Source organism: Frigidibacter sp. MR17.24 (assembly GCF_037095655.1).
GTDB lineage: Bacteria > Pseudomonadota > Alphaproteobacteria > Rhodobacterales > Rhodobacteraceae > Frigidibacter.
The window spans coordinates 258462-273197 of sequence record NZ_JBAWKE010000002.1; the positions used below are offsets into that span (position 1 = coordinate 258462).

Sequence of the window (14736 nt, forward strand, 5' to 3'; positions counted from 1 at the left end):
CCGCTCAGGCGGCGAGCCCGCCATGCGGGTCCAGCACGAACTTGCGCGCCACGCCCTGGTCGAAGCTCTCGTAGCCCTCGACGGCCTGGTCGAGCGGGATGATCGTCGCGTTGACGATGTCGGCGATCGGCAGGCGGTCGTGCAGGATCGCCTGCATCAGCTGGCGGTTGTACTGCAGGACCGGGGTCTGGCCGGTGTGGAAGCTTTGCGCCTTGGCCCAGCCGAGGCCGAAGCGCATCGACAGGCTGCCCTGCTTGGCCGCCGCGTCGACGGCGCCCGGATCCTCGGTCACGTAGAGGCCGGGGATGCCGATGGACCCGGCGGCGCGGGTGATCTCCATCATCTGGTTCAGCACGATCGCGGGCTGCTCGCCGCCCGAATGGCCGCGCGCCTCGAAGCCCACGGCGTCGATCGCGGCGTCGACTTCCGGCGTGCCGGTGATCTGCGCGATCATGTCGCCCAGCCGGTCGCTCGCGGACAGGTCCACCGGTTCGAACCCGACCTTGGCGGCATGGGCGAGGCGTTCCTTGTTGAAATCGCCCACCATCACCACCGCGGCGCCGAGGATGCGGGCCGAGGCGGCGGCCGCCAGCCCCACCGGGCCCGCGCCCGCGACATAGACGACCGAGCCCACGCCGACGCCCGCCTTGACCGCGCCGTGGAAGCCCGTGGGCAGGATGTCCGACAGCATCGTCAGGTCGCGGATCTTCGACATGGCGCGGTCGCGGTCGGGGAATTTCAGCAGGTTGAAATCGGCATAGGGCACGGTGACATAGCGCGCCTGACCACCGATCCATCCGCCCATGTCGACATAGCCGTAGGCACCGCCCGCCCGCGCCGGGTTCACCGTCAGGCACACGCCCGTGTCGCCCTCGCGGCAGCAGCGGCAGCGCCCGCAGGCGACGTTGAACGGCACCGAGACGATGTCGCCCAGCTGCAGCATCTCGACGTCGCAGCCCTTCTCGATCACCTCGCCGGTGATCTCGTGGCCAAGGACAAGCCCCGGTTCGGCCGTGGTGCGGCCGCGCACCATGTGCTGGTCCGACCCGCAGATGTTGGTCGAGATGACCTTGAGGATGACGCCATGCTCGATCCGGCGGCCATCGGGCGCCTCGAGCTTCGCGTCGGGAATGTCGCGCACCTCGACCTTGCCGGGTCCGGTGTAGACCACGCCTCTGTTGCTGCTCATGTACCAGTTCTCCTCCGGGTTCGGCGGGGCGGCGCGCTGCGCGGCCTCGCCAGGCCGGTCCTCCCGACCGCCTTCGGGGCGAAGGTGGCAGGGCGCGCGCGCCGGGCGTGGTCGCCGGGCGACGCTTTCGCGCGCCGGTGCGACGCGCATCGACGGGCCCGCGGCCGGAGGCGAGCGATGGCGCGCGGCCCCGCGCAGCCTCAGGCGGCGGCGCCCCGCGGCGCGCGGTCTGGCAGGTGATGTCTGGTGGAAGGCGGACTGGCAGGGGCAGGGGGACTCGAACCCACGACCCTCGGTTTTGGAGACCGATGCTCTACCAACTGAGCTATACCCCTAGTCCGTGAGGGGGGAGTTACGGCAGCCGCGCGGGGAAATCAAGCGGCTTCTCCTTTCCGTTGCGATAGCGCAGGATCGCGCCGCGATGACTGACCCGATGACAGACCCTGCGGCCGACCCGGCCACGCTTTTCGCCCGCCGCCCCTGGCGCGACTCCCCTGCCCCGCCCGCGGCCGCGCTGGCCGTCCCGACCATGCTGACCGACGAGGAAGGCCGCTTCTACCGCTGGCTGACCGAGCACTGGCTGGCCCGCCGGTTCCCCGAGGGCGGCGAGGTCGTCGACCTAGGCTGCTTCGTCGGCGGCTCGACCGCGCGGCTGGCCGCGGGGCATGCCGCAGCGGGGCGGCCGGGGCTGATCCATGCCTACGACTTCTTCACCGTCTCCGAGGGGCTGAAGCGGCAGATGCTGTATCCCCGCGGAATCGCCCGGTTCAAGGGCGAGGACATGCTGTCGCTGTCGCGCCGCCTGCTCGCCCCTTGGGAAGACCGGGTGACCTTCCACCGCGGCGATCTGATGCGGCGGCGCTGGCCGGCGGACGAGCCGGTGGCGGCGCTGGTGATCGACGCGGCGAAAAGCGTGGCGCTGGCCGACCACATCGCGGCGCAGTTCTTCCCCGCGCTGCAGCCGGGACGGTCGATCGTGGTGCAGCAGGACTTCCTGCACCGCGCCCAGCCCTGGCTGCCGGCACAGATGGAGCTGTTGGCCGACCACTTCCAGCCGCTGGTGTTCCTGCCGGATGCCTCGGTGAGCTACCTGTGCCTGTCGGTGCCCGGGCCCGCGGCGCTGGCCGCCGCGCGGCTCGAAGGACGCGACGATGCCGCGCTGATCGCGCTGGTGCGTGCCGCCGCGCGCCGGCTGGACGGGCTCTGCCCGGCCGAACGCTTCGAGCGGCAGGTCGAGAGCCTTGTCTCCGCGCCCGGCACCCGGGTTGCCTGGCAGTTCCCGCAGGCGCCGCGCGACGGCTGATCCACTGCGCGCGGCCGTCTTTTAGCCGTCCTGCAGCCGCCCCCGGCGCCACGTCCAATCTGGCGCGCGGGGGGCGGCAGCGGCCGCTCAGTTCAGCGCGCTACGGATATGCGCGGCCTTCTGGCCGGTGCCGTAGAGCGCGTTCTGGATCTCGACCACCTGTTCGGTCGAGAGGTTCGACAGGTCGGCACTGCCGATCAGCACGTGCACCTCCTGCTCCTCGATCGGCGAGAGGGTCGGCGCGACCGGCTGCGCCACGGCGGCAGAGCCGAGACCGGCGAGAAGGGCGCTGGCGAGAACGATGCGGTTCATGACTGGATCCTTTCCACGTGCTGCAGGGCCGGCCCGATGTCGGCGGTGCATCCCGGAAGCGTCGATGCTTCGGTGCAAGAGAGGTAGGGATCGCGGTCGGGGGCGCAAAGGCGGCCATGGGCACGCCCCGGTCGCGCCGGCGTGCGCTTGACGTGTGTCGTCGCCCGACAGGGTCGCGGGCCGCCCGCGCAGGGCCGGCCGGCGGGTCCGCGCCGCGTCGCGCCGGCGTGATCCGGCGCGAGATCGGGCCCTTCCGTCCGATCCGCAGAGGTGGCGGGTCCCGGGCGCACAGCCGGCCGGTTCAGGCCCGCGGCACGAAAAAGGGCCGCCCCGAGGGGCGGCCCGATCCATCGCAGATCCGAAGCGGATCTTACTTGATGATTTTCGAGACGACGCCGGCGCCGACGGTGCGGCCGCCTTCACGGATGGCGAAGCGCAGCTTCTCTTCCATCGCGATCGGGGNTGCCTATGGATCTCATCAGACCCGAGCGGATCGTCACAAGCGATCAGACGCGTCAACTGGCCGGGTCCACAACCGAAAGGACCTCGGTCCGAAACGGACAGGGGCCCCGACCGGCGGTCGGGGCCCCTGCCCTGTTCAGCGACGTGCGACCGGGATTACCAGTCTTCGCGCGCCACGATGCGGGTGGTCACCGGCAGCTTGTTCGCGCCGAGGCGCAGGGCCTCGCGCGCGATCGGCTCGGCGACGCCGTCGATCTCGAACATGATCCGGCCCGGCTTCACCTTGGCCGCCCAGAAGTCCACGGAGCCTTTACCTTTACCCATCCGGACTTCGGTCGGCTTCGAGGTGACCGGAACGTCCGGGAAGATCCGGATCCAGACCCGGCCCTGACGCTTCATGTGGCGGGTGATCGCGCGGCGGGCCGCTTCGATCTGGCGGGCGGTCACACGCTCCGGCTCGGTCGCCTTGAGGGCGAAGGAGCCGAAGTTCAGCAGGAAGCCGCCCTTGGCCTCGCCGTGGATCCGGCCCTTGTGCTGTTTGCGGAACTTCGTCCGTTTCGGTTGCAGCATGGTCCTTTACTCCTCAGCGGTCGCGGTCGCGGCGCGGACCACGGGGGGCAGCACCCTCCTGGGCCTCGGCCTGACGGCGGTCACGGGCCTGCGGGTCGTGTTCCATGATCTCGCCTTTGAAGATCCAGACCTTGACGCCGATGATCCCGTAGGGGGTCGAAGCTTCCGACAGCGCATAGTCGATGTCGGCACGCAGCGTGTGCAGCGGGACGCGGCCCTCGCGGTACCATTCGATCCGCGCGATCTCGGCGCCGCCGAGACGGCCCGACACGTTGACGCGGATGCCGAGGGCACCCATGCGCATCGCGTTCTGCACGGCGCGCTTCATGGCGCGACGGAAGGACACGCGGCGCTCGAGCTGCTGGGCGATCGACTCGGCCACCAGCTGCGAGTCGAGCTCGGGCTTGCGGACTTCGACGATGTTCAGGTGCAGTTCCGAGGCGGTGAAGTTCGCGAGCTTCTTGCGAAGCGTCTCGATGTCCGCACCCTTCTTGCCGATGATGACGCCCGGACGCGCGGTGTGAATGGTCACACGGCACTTCTTGTGGGGGCGTTCGATCACGACGCGGCTGACGCCGGCCTGCTTGCACTCTTCATGGATGAAGTCGCGCATCTTCAGGTCTTCGAGCAGCAGGTTGCCGTAGTCTTTCGAGTCGGCGTACCAGCGGCTGTCCCAGGTGCGGTTGACCTGGAGGCGCATCCCGATCGGGTTGACCTTCTGTCCCATTACGCTTGCTCCCCGACGGCTTCGACCTGACGCACCTTGATCGTCAGTTCCGAGAACGGCTTCATGATCTTGCCATAGCGGCCACGGGCACGCGGGCGACCGCGCTTCATGACCAGGTTCTTGCCGACCCAGGCCTCGGCGACGACCAGCGTGTCGACGTCCAGGTTGTGGTTGTTCTCGGCATTGGCGATCGCCGACTGCAGGCACTTCTTCACGTCACCGGCGATGCGGCGCTTCGAGAAGGTGAGGTCGGCCAGGGCCTTCTCGACCTTCTTGCCGCGGATCATCGCCGCAACGAGGTTCAGCTTCTGCGGCGAGGTGCGAAGCATGCGGGCGATCGCCTGCGCTTCGTTGTCCGCCACGCGGCGCGGATTCTTTTCCTTACCCATGGCTTACTTCCTCTTGGCTTTCTTGTCGGCCGCATGCCCGTAGTAGGTGCGGGTGGGCGAGTACTCGCCGAACTTCTGACCGATCATCTCTTCGGTGACCGCGACCGGGATGTGCTTCTGGCCGTTGTAGACGGCGAAGGTCAGCCCGACGAACTGCGGCAGGATGGTGGACCGGCGCGACCAGATCTTGATCACGTCGCTCTTGCCCGACTCGCGGGCCTTCTCGGCCTTCTTGAGGACGTAGGCGTCGACGAAGGGGCCTTTCCAGACAGAACGTGCCATTATCAGCGACCCTTCTTGCGAGCGTGACGCGAGCGGACGATGTACTTGTCCGTCGCCTTGTTGGTGCGGGTGCGCTTGCCCTTGGTGTCCTTGCCCCACGGGGTAACCGGGGTACGGCCACCCGAGGTGCGGCCTTCACCACCGCCGTGCGGGTGGTCGATCGGGTTCATCGCGACACCGCGGACCGCCGGGCGCTTGCCCAGGTGACGGGTCCGGCCTGCCTTGCCGAGGTTCTGGTTCGAGTGGTCGGCGTTCGACACCGCACCGATCGTCGCCATGCATTCCTGGCGGACCATGCGCAGTTCGCCCGACGACAGGCGGACCTGGGCGTAGCCACCGTCACGGCCGACGAACTGGGCGTAGGTGCCGGCGGCACGGGCCAGCTGGCCGCCCTTGCCGGGCTTCAGCTCGACGTTGTGCACGATCGTGCCGATCGGCATGCCCGAGAAGGGCATCGCGTTGCCGGGCTTCACGTCGGTCTTCGCGCCGGCGATGACCTTGTCACCGATGGCGAGACGCTGGGGCGCGAGGATGTAGGCGAGCTCGCCGTCCTCGTACTTGATCAGCGCGATGAACGCGGTGCGGTTCGGGTCATATTCGATCCGCTCCACGGTCGCGGCGACGTCGAACTTGCGACGCTTGAAATCCACGATCCGGTAGAGACGCTTCGCGCCGCCGCCAATGCGGAACGCGGTGATCCGTCCGGTGTTGTTCCGGCCGCCGTTCTTCGTCAGACCCTCGGTGAGGGCTTTGACGGGGCGTCCTTTCCAAAGCTCCGAACGGTCGATCAGAACCAGCCCACGCTGGCCAGGCGTCGTCGGTTTATACGACTTGAGTGCCATGCTCTCTGTCTTCCGTCTGCTTCATGAGCCCTTTCGGGCCCGGTTGCCAGTAGCTGCGGACCAGGCGAAACCCCCTGCCCCGCAAATGATCGGCGGCCCCGGAATGACCGGGGCCGCACGAGTCGGCGCTTCCTATCAGAGGCCGGTGGCCACGTCGATAGTGTTCCCCTCCTCGAGGGTCACATAGGCCTTCTTCACGTCGGAACGGACGCCGGGCTGACCGCGGAACCGCTTGGTCTTGCCCTTGGTGATGGTGGTGTTGACCGCCTTCACCTTGACGCCGAACAGCGCCTCGACCGCTTCCTTGATCGCCGGCTTCGCAGCGTCCTTGCGGACCTGGAAGACCACCGCGTTCGCCTCGGAGGCCATGGTGGCCTTCTCGGTGATGATCGGCTTGACGATCACGTCGTAATGTTCGGGTTTCACGCTCATTTCAGGCGAGCCTCCAGAGCTTCGACACCCGCCTTGGTGATCACGAGAAGATCACGCTTGAGGATGTCATAGACGTTGGCGCCCATCGTCGGCAGCAGGTCGATGCCTTCGATGTTGCGGGCGGCCTTGGCGAAGTTCTCGTTCACCTCGGCGCCGTCGATGATCAGGACGCGCTTCCAGCCCAGCTCCTTGGCGGTCTTCGCCAGCAGCTTGGTCTTGGCCTCGGCCATCACCGCCTCGTCGAGGATGACGAGGTTGCCGGCACCGGCCTTGGCGGACAGCGCGTGGCGCAGGCCGAGGGCACGGAACTTCTTGGGCAGGTCATGGGCGTGCGACCGCGGGGTCGGGCCCTTGTAGACGCCGCCCTTGCGGAAGATCGGGGCCTTGCGGGAACCGTGGCGGGCGCCGCCGGTGCCTTTCTGGCGATAGATCTTCTTGGTCGAGTAGGACACGTCCGACTTGCCGAGCACCGAGTGGGTGCCGGCCTGGGCCTTCGCACGCTGCCAGCGGACAACGCGGTGAAGGATGTCGGCGCGCGGTTCCAGACCGAAGATCTCGTCCGCGAGATCGATGGTGCCGGCCTTGCCGGCATCGAGCTTGATCACGTCGAGTTTCATTTGTCTTCCCCTTCCGGAGCTGCATCGTCGGCCTTGTCGGCGGCGATCGAGGCTTCGGCTTCCGCGAGAGCGGCGGCCTCGGCGGCAGCCTGGGCCTCCGCGGCGGCGGCGGCGGCGGCTTCAGCCTCGGCGGCGGCAGCGGCAGCGGCTTCCTCGGCGACGCGCTTGGCTTCGTCGGCGGCCGAACGCAGCGCGCCCGGCAGGATGACGTTGTCGGGCGTCGGCTTCTTCACCGCGTCCTTGATCGTGACCCAGCCACCCTTCGAACCCGGGACCGAACCCTTGACCATGATCAGGCCACGGTCGCTGTCGGTCTTGACGACCTGGATGTTCTGGGTGGTGACGCGCACGGCACCGAGGTGGCCGGCCATCTTCTTGCCCTTGAACACCTTGCCGGGGTCCTGGCACTGGCCGGTCGAACCGTGCGAACGGTGCGAGATCGACACACCGTGCGATGCACGCAGACCGCCGAAGTTGTGACGCTTCATCGCACCGGCGAAGCCCTTACCGATCGAGGTACCGGCGACGTCGACGAACTGGCCCGCGAAGTAGTGGTCGGCGATGATTTCCTCGCCCACTTCGATCAGGTTCTCGGCCGAGACGCGGAATTCCGCGATCTTGCGCTTCGGCGCCACGTTCGCCTTGGCGAAGTGGCCGCGCATGGCGGCGGTGGTGCGCTTGGCCTTGGCGGTGCCGGCGCCGAGCTGAACGGCGGTGTAGCCGTCACGCTCGGCCGTGCGCTGCGCCACGACCTGCAGGTTTTCGAGTTGCAGCACGGTCACCGGGACCTGCTTGCCATCCTCGAGGAACAGCCGGGTCATGCCCAGCTTCTTGGCGATAACACCAGAACGCATGATGTGTGCCTCCTCAGACCTTGATCTCGACGTCGACGCCGGCGGCGAGGTCGAGCTTCATCAGCGCGTCCACGGTCTGCGGGGTCGGATCGACGATGTCCAGGAGACGCTTGTGCGTCCGGATCTCCCACTGGTCGCGCGACTTCTTGTCGATGTGCGGACCACGGAGAACCGTGAATTTCTCGATCTTGTTCGGAAGCGGGATCGGACCACGGACGGTCGCGCCGGTACGCTTCGCGGTGTTGACGATTTCCTGGGTGCTGGCATCGAGCACGCGGTAATCGAAGGCCTTCAGCCGGATGCGGATGTTGGTGCCTTGCATCAGATTGCCTCTGCAGGAGGGCCCGGTTGAGAGGCGGGCCGGACCTCATGTCCGGTCTGCGTCGAACCGTCGTTCGATAGGGAACGCGCGCGTCTACGACGCATCCCCCGACTAATCAAGCGGGAATCATCGGCGCACCGAAAATTCCCCGCATTTGAAGAAAGGCGCCCGGGGTTTCCCCCTGGCGCCGCATCGATTCAGAGCTGACGCTCTTACTTGATGATTTTCGAGACGACGCCGGCGCCGACGGTGCGGCCGCCTTCACGGATGGCGAAGCGCAGCTTCTCTTCCATCGCGATCGGGGCGATCAGCTCGACCTCGAACTTCAGGTTGTCGCCCGGCATCACCATCTCGGTGCCTTCCGGCAGCTTCACGGTGCCGGTGACGTCGGTGGTGCGGAAGTAGAACTGCGGGCGGTAGTTCGCGAAGAACGGCGTGTGACGGCCGCCTTCTTCCTTGGTCAGGATGTAGGCCTCGGCCTCGAACTGGGTGTGCGGGTTGACCGACTTCGGCTTGCACAGCACCTGACCACGCTCCACGCCGTCACGGTCGATGCCGCGCAGCAGGATGCCGACGTTGTCGCCCGCTTCCCCGCGATCCAGCAGCTTGCGGAACATCTCGACGCCGGTGCAGGTCGACTTCTGCGTCGCCTTGATGCCCACGATCTCGACTTCGTCGCCGACGTTGATCACGCCACGCTCGACGCGGCCGGTCACAACGGTGCCGCGGCCCGAGATCGAGAACACGTCTTCGATCGGCATCAGGAACGGCTGGTCGACGGCGCGCTCGGGGGTCGGGATGTAGTCGTCGACCGCGGCCAGCAGCGCGCGGATCGACTTCTCGCCGATTTCCTCGTCACGGCCTTCCAGAGCGGCCAGAGCCGAGCCCTTCACGATCGGGATGTCGTCGCCGGGGTAGTCGTAGGACGACAGAAGCTCGCGCACTTCCATCTCGACCAGCTCCAGCAGCTCTTCGTCATCCACCTGGTCGACCTTGTTGAGGTACACGACCATGTAGGGGATGCCCACCTGACGGCCGAGCAGGATGTGCTCGCGCGTCTGCGGCATCGGGCCGTCGGCCGCGTTCACCACCAGGATCGCGCCGTCCATCTGCGCCGCACCCGTGATCATGTTCTTCACGTAGTCGGCGTGGCCGGGGCAGTCGACGTGCGCGTAGTGGCGCGTCTCGGTCTCGTATTCCACGTGCGCGGTCGAGATCGTGATCCCGCGAGCCTTCTCTTCCGGCGCCGCGTCGATCTGGTCGTAGGCCTTGAAATCGCCGAAGAACTTCGTGATCGCCGCCGTCAGCGTCGTCTTGCCGTGGTCGACGTGGCCGATCGTCCCGATGTTGACGTGCGGTTTCGTCCGTTCAAACTTTGCCTTTGCCATTCCGGCCTCCTGTATCTGTCGCGGGCCGCCCTGCCCTGCTGGGGGGCGGCCCGAATGCGGCAAGTGCGCCCCTTTCGGGGCGCACAACGCTTAGGCGTATTTCTTCTGGATCTCGTCCGAGATGTTCTGCGGGACCGGATCGTAGTGGTCGAAGAGCATCGTGAACACGGCCCGGCCCGAGGACATCGAGCGCAGGTTGTTGATGTAGCCGAACATGTTGGCCAGCGGCACCATCGCGTTGATCGCGTTGGCGTTGCCGCGGGCTTCCTGGCCGGTCACCATGCCGCGCCGCGAGGTCAGGTCACCGATGATCGAACCGGTGTATTCCTCGGGGGTGACGACTTCCACCTTCATGATCGGCTCGAGCAGCTTCGCGCCGGCCTTGCGCAGGCCCTCGCGCATCGCGGCCCGCGAGGCGATCTCGAACGCCAGCACCGACGAGTCGACGTCGTGGAAGGCGCCGTCGATCAGCGCGACCTTGAAGTCGATCACCGGGAAGCCGGCGAGCGGACCCGAGTCCATGACCGACTTGATGCCCTTCTCGACGCCGGGGATGTATTCCTTCGGCACCGAGCCGCCGACGACCTTGGATTCGAACGAGTAGCCCTCGCCCGGTTCGGTCGGGTCGATCATCAGCTTCACGCGCGCGAACTGGCCGGTACCACCGGTCTGCTTCTTGTGCGTGTAGTCGATTTCCGCGGCGCGCGAGATGGTCTCGCGGTAGGCCACCTGCGGGGCACCGATGTTCGCCTCGACCTTGAACTCGCGACGCATGCGGTCGACGAGGATGTCGAGGTGAAGTTCGCCCATGCCCTTCATGATGGTCTGGCCCGATTCCAGGTCGGTCTCGACGCGGAACGACGGGTCTTCGGCAGCCAGGCGAGCGAGGGCGAGGCCCATCTTCTCCTGGTCGGCCTTCGACTTCGGTTCCACGGCGATCTCGATCACCGGCTCCGGGAAGGTCATGGTTTCGAGAACCACGGCGTTCGACGGATCGCAGAGCGTGTCACCGGTGGTGGTCTCTTTCAGACCGGCCAGCGCGATGATGTCGCCCGCGAAGGCTTCCTCGATCTCTTCCCGGTTGATGGCGTGCATCATCATCATCCGGCCGACGCGCTCTTTCCGACCCTTGGTCGAGTTCGAGAGCTGGTCGCCCTTCTTGAGGACGCCCGAGTAGATCCGGGTGAAGGTGAGCGAGCCCACGAAGGGGTCGTTCATGATCTTGAACGCCAGGCCCGCGAAGGGCTGCGCGTCATCGGCCGAACGGGCGATGTTGCGCTCTTCCGACTCGTCGCCCGGGGCGAAGCCCATGTAGGCGGGCACGTCGAGCGGCGACGGCAGGTAGTCGATGACCGCGTTCAGCAGCGGCTGGACGCCCTTGTTCTTGAACGCCGAGCCGGCCAGGACCGGAACGAAGCTCATCGACAGGGTGCCCTTGCGCAGCAGCTTGCGCAGCGTCGCCTCGTCGGGCTCGTTGCCCTCGAGGTACTGCTCCATCGCGTCGTCGTCCATCTCGACGGCGATCTCGATCATGTTCGCGCGCCACTCGTCAGCTTCCGCCTTGAGTTCTTCGCGGATCGGCTGGCGCTTCCAGGAGGCGCCCAGGTCTTCACCCAGGTACACCCACTCTTCCATCTTCACGAGGTCGATGATGCCTTCCAGCTTGTCCTCGGCACCGATCGGCAGGGCGATCGGGCACGGGGTCGCGCCGGTGCGGTCCTTGATCATCTTCACGCATTTGAAGAAGTCGGCGCCGATCTTGTCCATCTTGTTGACGAACACGATCCGCGGAACCTTGTAGCGGTCGGCCTGGCGCCAGACGGTTTCCGTCTGCGGCTCGACGCCGGCGTTGGCGTCGAGAAGGCAGACAGCACCATCGAGCACCGCCAGCGAACGCTCGACTTCGATGGTGAAGTCCACGTGTCCGGGGGTGTCGATGATGTTGAAGCGGAACTTCGTGTCCGAAGTGCCTTCAGCCGTCGGATCCTCCTGACGCTGCCAGAAGGTGGTGGTGGCAGCGGAGGTGATCGTGATGCCACGCTCCTGCTCCTGCTCCATCCAGTCCATCGTCGCGGCGCCGTCGTGGACTTCGCCGATCTTGTGGGACTTGCCGGTGTAATACAGGATCCGCTCGGTCGTCGTGGTCTTGCCCGCGTCGATGTGGGCCATGATCCCGAAGTTGCGGTAACGCTGCAGGGGGTAGTCGCGTGCCATTGGGAGGGTCCTCAGGCTGAAAGGTTACCAGCGGTAATGGCTGAACGCTTTGTTCGCGTCGGCCATCTTGTGGGTGTCTTCGCGCTTCTTCACCGCGGAGCCACGCGAGTTCACGGCGTCGAGCAGCTCGCCCGCGAGGCGCTCTTCCATCGTGTTCTCGTTGCGGTTCTTGGCGGCGGTGATCAGCCAGCGGATCGCGAGCGCTTCACGGCGCTCCATGCGAACCTCGACCGGCACCTGGTAGGTGGCGCCGCCCACACGACGCGAGCGCACTTCGACCGAAGGCTTCACGTTGTCGAGGGCTTCGTGGAACACCTCGATCGGCTCGCGCTTGAGGCGCGACTGAACGCGGTCGAAGGCCGAGTACACGATGGTCTCGGCGACGGACTTCTTGCCGTCGACCATGAGGTTGTTCATGAATTTGGTGACGACGCGGTCGCCGAACTTTGCATCCGGCAGGACTTCGCGTTTTTCTGCTGCGTGACGACGCGACATATCTCAGTTCCTCACTTCGGACGCTTGGCGCCGTATTTCGAACGACGCTGACGACGGTCTTTGACGCCCTGGGTATCCAGCACACCGCGCAGGATGTGGTAACGGACACCCGGAAGGTCTTTCACCCGGCCGCCACGGATCAGGACCACCGAGTGCTCCTGAAGGTTGTGCTTTTCGCCGGGGATGTAGCTGATCACCTCGAAGCCGTTGGTCAGGCGGACCTTGGCGACCTTCCGCATAGCGGAGTTCGGCTTCTTCGGGGTGGTGGTGTACACGCGGGTGCACACGCCGCGTTTCTGCGGGCAGGATTGGAGGTGCTGCGATTTGGAGCGCTGCACCTTGGGCTGCCGCGGTTTGCGGATCAGCTGCTGGATCGTCGGCATAAAGCTCGCCTTCTCGTTGCGGCCCGTTCATCCGCGTGCGTCCGCGCGGCTTCCGGGGGCAGGTAATGTCGATGCGCCTTGCGCGTCCGCAAAACACCAAAACCGCATTCGTCCCCTTCGCGGGGGCGACGCGGTGGAATTCCAGAGGATCGGGGCGGGTAAGGCCCGGATCTTGACCACTTCAAGTCTGAAAACCGCGGACGAAAGCCCGCAGCGATTCCCGCGGGCAGAGTACCCCCTGCCCCACGAGTGCGCGCCGTATAGGTGGAGTCGCGGGGGTTGTCAACAGCACCCCCCTGCCCGCCCCGGGCGCCCGGGCCCGGGGACGCTGCCGGCTTGCCCGCCCCGGCTTGCCCGCCCCAGCTTGCCCGGGGCCGGGGACGCCGCTAGGCTCCGCGCCAGCCCCGCCGCAGCCCGAGAAGTCCGCCCGCGTGAAAACCCTCGTCCTGGCCTCGATGATGAACGAGGGGGCCTTCATCGTCGAATGGGTGACCTGGTACCGGATGCTGGGCTTCACCGACATCCTGATCGTCACCAACGACTGCACCGACCACTCGCCGCAGCTTCTCGACGCGCTTCAGGCCGCGGGCTGGGTCACGCACCTGCCCCATGTCCTGCCACCCGACGCGATGCCCCTGCGCGCGAAGCTTCGCCGGGCCGCGCGCCATCCGCTGGTGCGCCGCGCGGACTGGATCCTCGTGTGCGACTGCGACGAGTTCCTGGTGATCCACGAGGGTGCGGGACACATCACCGACCTGTTGCGCCCCGACCCGCCCTATCTGGGCATGGCCGTGAACTGGCGGGTCTTCGGCACCTCGGGTCGCGCCCGGCACGAGAGCGGGCTCGTCCATCGCCAGTTCACCCGCTGCGCCTGGAAGTCCCACCCGGCCTCGGCTTGGGTGAAATCGATCTTCCGCCGGCCAGAGCTGTTCGCCGCGCTCGATGCCCATGGCCCCAAGGGCTATCAGGGCCCCGCGGTGCCGCCCGACCGGTTCTGGGTCAACACCGACGAGGTGGCGCTGCCGAACTTCACGCCACAGGGACCGTACCAGCGCCATTCGGCCCAGGGCTTGCACAGCTTCCGCCGCGCACAGCTGAACCACTACATGATCCGCGCCGACGAGAACTTCGACCTCAAGCGCGGCACGCTGTCCCCCGCGGCACGCAAGGATCGCTACACCGACGCCTTCTACGACCGCTACAACCGCAACGAGGGCCAGGACCTGTCGGCCGCGCGCTACGCCGCGGCCTTCGACAGCCTGCATGCCGAGGCGATGGCCCTGCCCTTCGTCCGGCGCCTGCACCACCTGTGCTGCGCCGACTACATCGCCCGACTGGCCGCCCGGAGCGGCGCGCCCGCCGAAGCGGATCCGCGTTGGCAGGCCGAGATCGCCGCCGCTTCGGCCGACGGAACTGCCGGCGCGCCGCGTTGAACCCTGCAAGACCCGGCCGAACCGGGTTGCCACAGGAGTTTACACAATGCCCTCCCACACCTCCCTCCCCCGCCGTGCCCTTGCCGGGGCCCTTGCCGTCGGCCTCTCGCTCGGCGTCGCGCTGATCGCGGGCTCGCCCGTGCTGGCGGCCGGCAAGCAGGCGCCCTGCGCCCCGGACGACCGCAGCGCCGCCTGCCAGCAGCACGCGCCGCAGGGCCAGGCCAAGGGCCAGCAGAAGGGCGACGCCAAGGGCCAGGCGCACGACACGCACGCCCAGGCCGCCCCCAAGCAGCGCCCGGGCGGGCACGAGCCGAAGATCGGCGACAGCGGCCGCGGCGGGCGCGAGGTGCAGCAGGCCCGCAACAGCCGCCTGCCCAAGCCGCCGGCGCACCAGCACTACCGCGTCATCGACGACCGCGTGGTGCGGGTCGACGACCAGACCATGAAGATCGTCGCCGTCGTCGGGCTGGCCAGCGCCCTGCTGAACAACTGATCCGGCCCCACCCGGCAAGAAAGAAGGCC

The 14736-nt window shown here is 67.2% G+C and carries 18 protein-coding genes, 1 tRNA gene and 1 pseudogene; 3 read left to right on the plus strand and 17 right to left on the minus strand.

Translation table 11 applies throughout. The annotated features are described in order from the left end of the window. Positions 1-4 precede the first annotated feature (4 nt). Positions 5-1189, minus strand: coding sequence for a formaldehyde dehydrogenase, glutathione-independent (fdhA, locus tag V8J39_RS08420; RefSeq protein WP_336460450.1), 1185 nt, complete (start codon positions 1187-1189; stop codon positions 5-7). Positions 1190-1448: 259 nt separating this feature from the next. Further along, positions 1449-1524, minus strand: a tRNA-Trp gene (locus tag V8J39_RS08425). A gap of 86 nt (positions 1525-1610) precedes the next feature. On the opposite strand from V8J39_RS08425, the gene V8J39_RS08430 reads away from it, so the two are divergent. Continuing rightward, positions 1611-2492, plus strand: a complete 882-nt coding sequence (locus tag V8J39_RS08430) for a hypothetical protein (protein ID WP_336460451.1) — start codon at positions 1611-1613, stop codon at positions 2490-2492. Positions 2493-2579: 87 nt separating this feature from the next. Here V8J39_RS08430 and V8J39_RS08435 read toward each other — a convergent pair whose 3' ends face one another. The 15 genes and pseudogenes from V8J39_RS08435 to rpsL all read right to left on the minus strand — a co-directional run bounded on the left by V8J39_RS08435 (position 2580) and on the right by rpsL (position 12781). After that, complete coding sequence (locus tag V8J39_RS08435) at positions 2580-2804, minus strand: hypothetical protein (protein ID WP_336460452.1); 225 nt, start codon at positions 2802-2804, stop codon at positions 2580-2582. A 370-nt stretch (positions 2805-3174) separates the two neighbouring features. Beyond that, positions 3175-3264, minus strand: a pseudogene (locus tag V8J39_RS08440) (hypothetical protein); the annotation flags it as partial. Between the two features lie 158 nt (positions 3265-3422). After that, positions 3423-3836 carry a 50S ribosomal protein L16 gene (rplP, locus tag V8J39_RS08445; protein WP_336460453.1) on the minus strand — a complete coding sequence of 138 codons (414 nt, stop codon included), beginning with the start codon at positions 3834-3836 and terminating at the stop codon, positions 3423-3425. 13 nt (positions 3837-3849) lie between these two features. Continuing rightward, on the minus strand, positions 3850-4563 hold the full coding sequence (gene rpsC / locus V8J39_RS08450) for a 30S ribosomal protein S3 (protein ID WP_336460454.1): 714 nt from the start codon (positions 4561-4563) through the stop codon (positions 3850-3852). Next, positions 4563-4952, minus strand: coding sequence for a 50S ribosomal protein L22 (rplV, locus tag V8J39_RS08455; protein ID WP_336460455.1), 390 nt, complete (start codon positions 4950-4952; stop codon positions 4563-4565). The genes rpsC and rplV overlap by 1 nt, the downstream gene beginning before the upstream one ends. Before the next feature lie 3 nt (positions 4953-4955). Then, the gene (gene rpsS / locus V8J39_RS08460) at positions 4956-5234 is read right to left on the minus strand and encodes a 30S ribosomal protein S19 (protein WP_336460456.1); all 279 of its coding nucleotides are present in this window, start codon (positions 5232-5234) and stop codon (positions 4956-4958) included. 2 nt (positions 5235-5236) lie between these two features. Continuing rightward, positions 5237-6076: a 50S ribosomal protein L2 gene (rplB, locus tag V8J39_RS08465; RefSeq protein ID WP_336460457.1), complete on the minus strand. Its 840-nt coding sequence runs from the start codon at positions 6074-6076 to the stop codon at positions 5237-5239. Between the two features lie 135 nt (positions 6077-6211). Continuing rightward, positions 6212-6508, minus strand: coding sequence for a 50S ribosomal protein L23 (locus V8J39_RS08470; protein WP_336460458.1), 297 nt, complete (start codon positions 6506-6508; stop codon positions 6212-6214). After that, positions 6505-7125: a 50S ribosomal protein L4 gene (gene rplD, locus V8J39_RS08475; protein WP_336460459.1), complete on the minus strand. Its 621-nt coding sequence runs from the start codon at positions 7123-7125 to the stop codon at positions 6505-6507. The genes V8J39_RS08470 and rplD overlap by 4 nt, the downstream gene beginning before the upstream one ends. Then, positions 7122-7982 carry a 50S ribosomal protein L3 gene (gene rplC, locus V8J39_RS08480; protein ID WP_336461179.1) on the minus strand — a complete coding sequence of 287 codons (861 nt, stop codon included), beginning with the start codon at positions 7980-7982 and terminating at the stop codon, positions 7122-7124. Before rplC ends, rplD begins: the two co-directional genes overlap by 4 nt. A 10-nt stretch (positions 7983-7992) precedes the next feature. Beyond that, a complete protein-coding gene (rpsJ, locus tag V8J39_RS08485) occupies positions 7993-8301 on the minus strand; it encodes a 30S ribosomal protein S10 (RefSeq protein ID WP_035714301.1) in 309 nt (102 codons plus the stop codon). 212 nt (positions 8302-8513) lie between these two features. Beyond that, positions 8514-9689 (minus strand): elongation factor Tu, encoded by a 1176-nt coding sequence (tuf, locus tag V8J39_RS08490; RefSeq protein ID WP_336460460.1) that lies wholly within the window; start codon positions 9687-9689, stop codon positions 8514-8516. Between the two features lie 90 nt (positions 9690-9779). After that, positions 9780-11903 (minus strand): elongation factor G, encoded by a 2124-nt coding sequence (gene fusA, locus V8J39_RS08495; protein ID WP_336460461.1) that lies wholly within the window; start codon positions 11901-11903, stop codon positions 9780-9782. Between the two features lie 24 nt (positions 11904-11927). Then, positions 11928-12398 carry a 30S ribosomal protein S7 gene (rpsG, locus tag V8J39_RS08500; RefSeq protein WP_336460462.1) on the minus strand — a complete coding sequence of 157 codons (471 nt, stop codon included), beginning with the start codon at positions 12396-12398 and terminating at the stop codon, positions 11928-11930. Positions 12399-12409: 11 nt separating this feature from the next. After that, positions 12410-12781, minus strand: a complete 372-nt coding sequence (gene rpsL / locus V8J39_RS08505; protein ID WP_010399029.1) for a 30S ribosomal protein S12 — start codon at positions 12779-12781, stop codon at positions 12410-12412. A gap of 431 nt (positions 12782-13212) precedes the next feature. On the opposite strand from rpsL, the gene V8J39_RS08510 reads away from it, so the two are divergent. Both V8J39_RS08510 and V8J39_RS08515 read left to right on the plus strand, forming a co-directional pair. Next, positions 13213-14214 (plus strand): glycosyltransferase family 2 protein, encoded by a 1002-nt coding sequence (locus tag V8J39_RS08510; RefSeq protein ID WP_336460463.1) that lies wholly within the window; start codon positions 13213-13215, stop codon positions 14212-14214. A gap of 46 nt (positions 14215-14260) precedes the next feature. Then, entirely contained in the window at positions 14261-14707 is a 447-nt protein-coding gene (locus tag V8J39_RS08515; protein WP_336460464.1) for a hypothetical protein, read from the plus strand. The last annotated feature ends 29 nt before the right edge of the window (positions 14708-14736 follow it).